Source organism: Burkholderia sp. Ac-20349 (genome assembly GCF_017104865.1).
In the GTDB taxonomy this organism is placed as follows: domain Bacteria; phylum Pseudomonadota; class Gammaproteobacteria; order Burkholderiales; family Burkholderiaceae; genus Burkholderia; species Burkholderia aenigmatica.
In genome coordinates, this window is the sequence record NZ_JAAGPM010000097.1 from 24,051 (window position 1) to 30,327 (window position 6,277).

Consider the following 6,277-nt stretch of genomic DNA (forward strand, 5'->3'; position numbering starts at 1 on the left):
TGGCGCGACGATAAAGACGCGCAACGATTTTGCTTCCGACGCACATATGTCCATGGCACGCAGGAAGCGAATCCGGGATTCTCAACCCCCATCGGGAGACCCGGAGCCCTGAGCGGACATCCATGCGGCTGTGCACCGGCCCCGTGTGGATGTCCGCTGATTTTTTTGTTTTTCCGGTTTGCTTCGCGGGCGGTTTTTCGTTCTGCCCCTTTCGTTATTTCCCGTTCGCCTGCCTGATCGCTATTGCCGCTTGCCGCGCGCGACTTCGTCGCCGGCGCCGGGCGGCAACCGCCGCGTGATCGGAATCGACGCGAACGAGCACAGCCCGACCACGAGAAACGCGGGCCAGAAATCCGACCACACCATCTTCTGATGACCTTGCAGCCAGTGCGAGATGTGCAGCACGAGGCCGGCCACCGTCACGCCCAGGCCGAGCGACATCTGCTGCACGACGCTGCCGAGGCTCGTCGCGCGGCCCGCATCGCGCGGCGAGATGTCCGCGTAGATCATCGAGTTCAGGCTCGTGAACTGCAACGCGGGGAAGATGCCGCCGACGAGCACGATCAGCCAGATCGCCCAGGTCGCCATGCCAGGATGGAACACGCCGTACGCGGCGATCGCGAGCCCCGCGAAGGCCGCGTTGTAGATCAGCACCGTGCGGAAGCCGAAGCGGCGCAGCGTATGGGTGGCCGTCGAGCGGCTCATCGCGCCGCCGAACGCGGACGCGCACGTGATGAGCCCCGAATGGAACGCGCTCATGCCGAGCCCTTCCTGCAGCGCGAGCGGCAGCAGGAACGGCACCGCGCCGAGGCCGATGCGGAACAGCGACCCGCCGACGACGCTCGCGTGATACGTGGGGATCTTCAGGAAGCTGAGGTCGAGCACCGGCCGCTCCTTGCGGCGCGCGTAAGGCACGTAGAGCGCGAGCAGGACGGCGCCGGCCACGCACATGACGAGCGCGTTCGAGCGCGACGTGAGCGAACCGTCGATCAGCGTGAGGCCCATCAGCAGCAGCGCGGCGCCGCTGGCCGACAGCAGGAAGCCGAACCAGTCGAGCGGGCCGGGATCCGGTTCGCGCGTATTCGCGATGTGCTTGCTCGCGAGGTAGATCCCGTAGATGCCGATCGGCACGTTGATGAAGAAGATCATCCGCCAGTGCAGGTAGGTCGTGATGAAGCCGCCGACCAGCGGCCCGACCGTGGGCCCGAACAGCGCGGGAATCGCGAGGTAGTTCATCGCGCGCACGAGATCCGAGCGCGGCACCGCGCGGAAGATGATGATGCGGCCGACCGGCACCATCATCGCGCCGCCGACGCCCTGGATGAAGCGCGCGAACGTGAGCACGCCGAGGGAACTGGATGCCGCGCACATCAGCGAGCCGACGACGAAGATGCCGATCGCGGTGCGGAATACGGAGCGTGCGCTGAAGCGGTCGGCCAGCCAGCCGCAGATCGGGATGAACACGCCGAGCCCGACCACGTAGGCCGTGATCGCGATGTTCAACGTGACGGGGCTGTGCCCGAAGTCCCTCGCCATCGCGGGGAGGGCGGTGACGATGATGTTCGCGTCGACGCTTTCCATGAACAACGCACAGGCAACGATGAGCGGTGCTAGAAAGACGGGCGACATGGGCTGGGCGCGCGGTAAAGGCGTCATTATGCCCACAATGTGACCGTTGAGTCACGTACGACAACAGTTGTTCCGCATGTTGCAACAGTCGTCTTTTTTGCGGGCGGCATGGAAAGAACGACTGCGCAAACGCGGCGCTTGCATCGTGTCTGCATGCTGCAGGGGTCGGGACGGCGGACGGTGCGACCTTGCCGTCGTTGGACGCATTCACGTACTCGACACCCGACAGGATCTCGACGATGTCGCCGTCGCGATCCAGGGGCGGCATCTCGCGAAGCGCCTCGATCACGTGTTCGCATGCCTGGCGATCCTGTGCGTCCCTGATCCACACGTCGGTCACGCGCGCCGAGGAGAACCCGGTGTCGTCGAAGCGCGGCGACGTGCTTGCGCCGTGAGTCTTGCGGATCGGCGCGATGGGTTCGCGCCGCAGTCGTCAGCGTTCCGGCACGGGGCGGCCGGGCCATTCGGGGCGCGTCTTCACGAGGACGCACTGGGTGGACGGGGGCGCAGTGGGCTGGGCACGCTGATTCCTTTTGACGGCGTGGAAGGGCGTTTCTAGAATATGAGCGTTTGCTCATATTGGAAACTTGCGTTCCAGCCATGTCCGAATCGTCTCCACGCATCCCGCTGTCACCACGCAAGGCGCCGCGACAGCGCCGCTCGGTGGCCACCGTCGACGCGATCGTCGAGGCCGCTGCTCGCATTCTGGAGCGCGACGGCTTCGACGGGTACACGACGAACGCGGTCGCGGCGCTGGCCGGCGTCAGCATCGGCTCGCTCTATCAATACTTCCCGAACCGCGATGCGCTGACGGCCGCGCTCGTCGAGCGCGAGAGTGCGCATTTGCTCGACGACGTCGACCGGGCTGGTGCGTTGTCGTCATGCGACGACGTACTGCGCGCACTGGTACGCGCGGCCGTCGCGCACCAGATGCGCCGTCCCGTGCTCGCGCGGCTGATCGATTTCGAGGAGGCGCGGCTGCCGCTCGGTACGCGCGCCGCACGCGTCGCGGATCGCATCCACGCGACGCTGCTGCATGCGCTCGCGCAGCGCGATGCGCCGCGCGTCGCTGCGCCCGACGTCGTCGCGCACGATCTGCTCGCGATCGTGAAGGGGATCGTCGATGCGGCGGGGGCGCGCGGCGAGGCCGATGCGGATGCGCTCGATGCGCGGGCGTGGCGGGCCGTACGCGGTTATCTGCGCGAGTCGCGCGAATCGAAACTTGCTTGATGTGCGCGTTTCGTGCGACAGTCGGACCCACTCGCAGCACAAAACGACGCGTATCGATCGAGGGCCATCGAAACGAGCGCGCGCGCGAACGAGACCTCGTGCCGACCCACTCACCATCGAAAGGAGGGGACACGTCATGACGTCACGTCGTGCCGCATCGATTGCATCTCGCTTCGCTAGCCGCTTCCCAACGCGCTTCTCGCTCCGTCTTTCACCGCCTCTCGCGCCGCCCGCATCGCGTCTTCGCTGGGCCGCCGCACTGGCCGTCGCGTATCTCGCGGTGGCCGGCTGCGCCGCGCAGGCCGACAACGCGAACCAGGCCGCCGCGCAGGCGGCTGCCCGGTCGGCACCGCCAAGCACAGTCGCGGTTGCCGGCCCCGCGTCGGGCACGCTGCTGCCGCCGCCGAGCCAGCTCTACGGCGACCTGTTCGTCGCGGTGCAGACCGCGCAGATCTATCCCGACCAGAAGACCTTCGTCGACGCGACGCCCGACAGCGATCCCGCGACGATCGTGCAGTTGTATCAGCAACAGAAATCGCAGCCGGGCTTCTCGCTGAAGGCGTTCGTCGACCAGCATTTCACGCCGCCCCCGGAAAGCGGCGTGACGCCGCCGCCGAACCAGACGCTGCGCCAGCACATCGACTGGCTGTGGCCGCAGCTCACGCGCACGAGCGCGACGGTGCCGCCCTACGGTTCGCTGATCCCGTTGCCGAAGCCGTATGTCGTGCCGGGTGGCCGCTTCCGCGAAGGCTACTACTGGGATACCTATTTCACGATGCTCGGGCTGCAGGTGTCGGGCCGCGACGATCTCGTCGACGACATGCTCGACAACTTCGCCCATCTGATCGACACGATCGGGCACATCCCGAACGGCAACCGCACGTACTACGCGAGCCGCTCGCAGCCGCCGTTCTTCGCGTACATGGTCACGCTCGCCGCGCAGGCCGAAGGCGACAAGGTCTATCAGAAATACCTGCCGGAACTGCGCAAGGAGCATGCGTACTGGATGCAGGGCGAAACCACGACACCGCGCGGGCAGGCCGCGCGCCACGTGGTCGCGATGCCCGACGGCGCGGTGCTGAACCGCTACTGGGATGCGAGCGATACGCCGCGCGACGAGTCGTATCTCGAGGACGTGACGACCGCGAAGTCGGTGCCGGCGCGTCCGGCGAACGAGGTCTATCGCGACCTGCGCGCGGGCGCCGAAAGCGGCTGGGACCACAGCTCGCGCTGGTTCGGCGACGGCAAGACGCTTGCGACGATCCGCACGACGTCGATCGTGCCGGTCGACCTGAACAGCCTGATGTTCCATCTCGAGACGACGATCGTGAAGGGCTGCACGGTCACGCGCGACGTGGCATGCGTGACCGATTTTTCAGCGCGCGCGGCGCGGCGTGCGGCCGCGATCAACCGTTATCTGTGGAACCGCCGCGGCTACTACGGCGACTACGACTGGCAACTGCGCAAGCCGCGCGACGCCGTGACGGCCGCTGCGCTGTATCCGTTGTTCGCGGGCGTCGCGTGGCCCGAGCGTGCGAAGGCGACCGCGCGCGAGGTGCGCAAGACGCTGCTGCAGCCGGGCGGCCTCGCGACGACCACCGAGAACACCGGACAGCAGTGGGATGCGCCGAACGGCTGGGCGCCGTTGCAGTGGATCGCGATCGACGGGCTGCGGCGCTATGGCGAACCGGCGCTCGCGAAGGACATCGGCACGCGCTTCCTGTCCGACGTGAAGCACGTGTATGCGACCGAGGGCAAGCTCGTCGAGAAGTACGTGGTCGAAGGGGCTGGCACGGGCGGCGGCGGGGGCGGCGAGTATCCGCTGCAGGACGGTTTCGGCTGGACCAACGGCGTCACGCTGAAACTGCTGGGGCTGTACGGCGAGTGACGCGCGGCGCGGGCCGCGCGCTTGCGCCGCAAGAGAACGCACGGGCCGGACTGTCGCGCAAGCGGCCGTCCGGCCCGTGTTTGCATCCGGTTTGCGTCAGAACGTGATCGTCGTGCGCACGCCGACCACCGTTTCGTCGCCGATGCGCGCACCGGGCGCGTTCGGATTCGGGATGCCGCCGCCCGGACGGAAGAAGTGCTGCAGGTCGGCCTGCATCTGCCACCACGGCGTGACCTGGTACTGGTACGTCGCTTCGACGACCGTCTCCGCGCGGCGCACCGGGTAGCCGGGCGTCGTGTAGACGCCGGTGTCGCCGTCGAGGCCGCGCGCATGCGAGCCGATCTTCGCGTAGCCGACCGCGATGCCCGCGACGTCGTTGTCGCGTCCCTTGAACGGCGCCTTCAGCGTCACGCCTGCGTTGGCGGCGAAATCGACGGTATTGCGATCGCCCGGCGCGCCCATCACGCGCGCGAACACGTTGACCGAGCGCGGGCTGTCGGCCGACGGCCTCCATACCATCTGGTCCGCGACCGCATAGAACGAGTAGTTGCCGCGATGGGTGGCGGCAATGCCGTTGCTGTCCGGATTCGCGAGCGACAGGCCGTCGGTGCCGTAGCGCGGGTCGCTCGCATGCTGCGACTGATACCAGAAGCCAAGCTTGTACGTGCCCGGCAGGCCGGCGGGTTGCGGCGCCTTCGGATCGGCGGGCGGCGCGTTCAGCGCGTACTGCACTTCGCCGATCACGAATGCGCCGCTGCGCAGGTTGAAGTTGGTGCCGTGCGCGTTCAGCGCTTGCGCGTCGCCGTCGGTGCGGCCGGCCGGGTTGCCGTCGAACACGCCGACCATCGCGGTCCACGCATCGGCCGGCTTCACGCGCAGCCGCACGCCGAGCGACGACAGCGGATACGCGGGGCCGCCGGCCGGCAGGTCGGTCGACGGCAGAACGGGCCAGCCGAACGTGGCGTTCATGAACGTCGCCGCGTTCTGGCTCACCATGAATTCCTGGTCGACGCTCTGCTGGCCGACCTTCACGTCGACCTTGCCGTCGAGCAGCGACTGCTGGTACCAGAGTTCCCACAGGCGCGTGGTCGAATTCGCCTCGATGCCGGTCGCGGTCTGCAGCGTCTGCAGATAGCGCTGCGTGAGGTTGGTGCCGTGAATCTGCAGCGCCGATACGTTGAACGTGCCGCCCGGCAGTCCGACCGCCTTGCCCGTGTCGACGTTGAAACCGAATTGCGTGAGCCCCTGGTACGCGCCGCCGCGATTCGTGCCGCCCGACGTGTTGTACAGGTACTCGCTGGTTTCCTGCAGGCTCAGCGTGATGCCGTGATCGCCGAGCACGTCGCGCAGGCCGCCCATGTTGCCGAGCAGGTTCGAGCGTTCCCAGAAACCGGTGGGAGCGGGCGCGGCCGATGCGGCCTGCATGTACAGGTCGCCGTACGCGATCGTCGGGATCCCGAAGCGGAAGAACTTGTAATGCGCGTCCTGCGCGACGATGTTCGAGTTGCCGAGCCCGTAGAACTCGATGCG

4 protein-coding genes and 1 pseudogene are annotated in these 6,277 nt (G+C 67.4%); 2 read left to right on the forward strand and 3 right to left on the reverse strand.

The features are described 5' to 3' along the window. Window positions 1-240: 240 nt before the first annotated feature. Window positions 241-1,629, reverse strand: coding sequence for an MFS transporter (locus tag G3N61_RS26695; protein ID WP_051889747.1), 1,389 nt, complete (start codon window positions 1,627-1,629; stop codon window positions 241-243). A gap of 241 nt (window positions 1,630-1,870) precedes the next feature. Continuing rightward, window positions 1,871-2,059: pseudogene (locus tag G3N61_RS26700) on the reverse strand (darcynin family protein); the annotation flags it as partial. Between the two features lie 170 nt (window positions 2,060-2,229). Between G3N61_RS26700 and G3N61_RS26705 the strand changes: the two are divergent. Together G3N61_RS26705 and treA are read left to right on the forward strand one after the other, a co-directional pair. After that, window positions 2,230-2,859: a TetR/AcrR family transcriptional regulator gene (locus G3N61_RS26705; protein WP_205823990.1), complete on the forward strand. Its 630-nt coding sequence runs from the start codon at window positions 2,230-2,232 to the stop codon at window positions 2,857-2,859. A gap of 136 nt (window positions 2,860-2,995) precedes the next feature. After that, window positions 2,996-4,747, forward strand: a complete 1,752-nt coding sequence (gene treA / locus G3N61_RS26710) for an alpha,alpha-trehalase TreA (protein ID WP_205823991.1) — start codon at window positions 2,996-2,998, stop codon at window positions 4,745-4,747. 96 nt (window positions 4,748-4,843) lie between these two features. Here the strand turns inward: treA and G3N61_RS26715 are convergent, their stop codons facing one another. After that, entirely contained in the window at window positions 4,844-6,193 is a 1,350-nt protein-coding gene (locus tag G3N61_RS26715) for a carbohydrate porin (protein WP_346778589.1), read from the reverse strand. Window positions 6,194-6,277: the final 84 nt, after the last annotated feature.

Coding starts and splice junctions, on each gene's coding strand:
- G3N61_RS26695 (WP_051889747.1), bottom strand. CDS start 1,629: ATGTCGCCCGTCTTTCTAGCACCGCTCATCGTTGCCTGTGCGTTGTTC.
- G3N61_RS26705 (WP_205823990.1), top strand. CDS start 2,230: ATGTCCGAATCGTCTCCACGCATCCCGCTGTCACCACGCAAGGCGCCG.
- treA (WP_205823991.1), top strand. CDS start 2,996: ATGACGTCACGTCGTGCCGCATCGATTGCATCTCGCTTCGCTAGCCGC.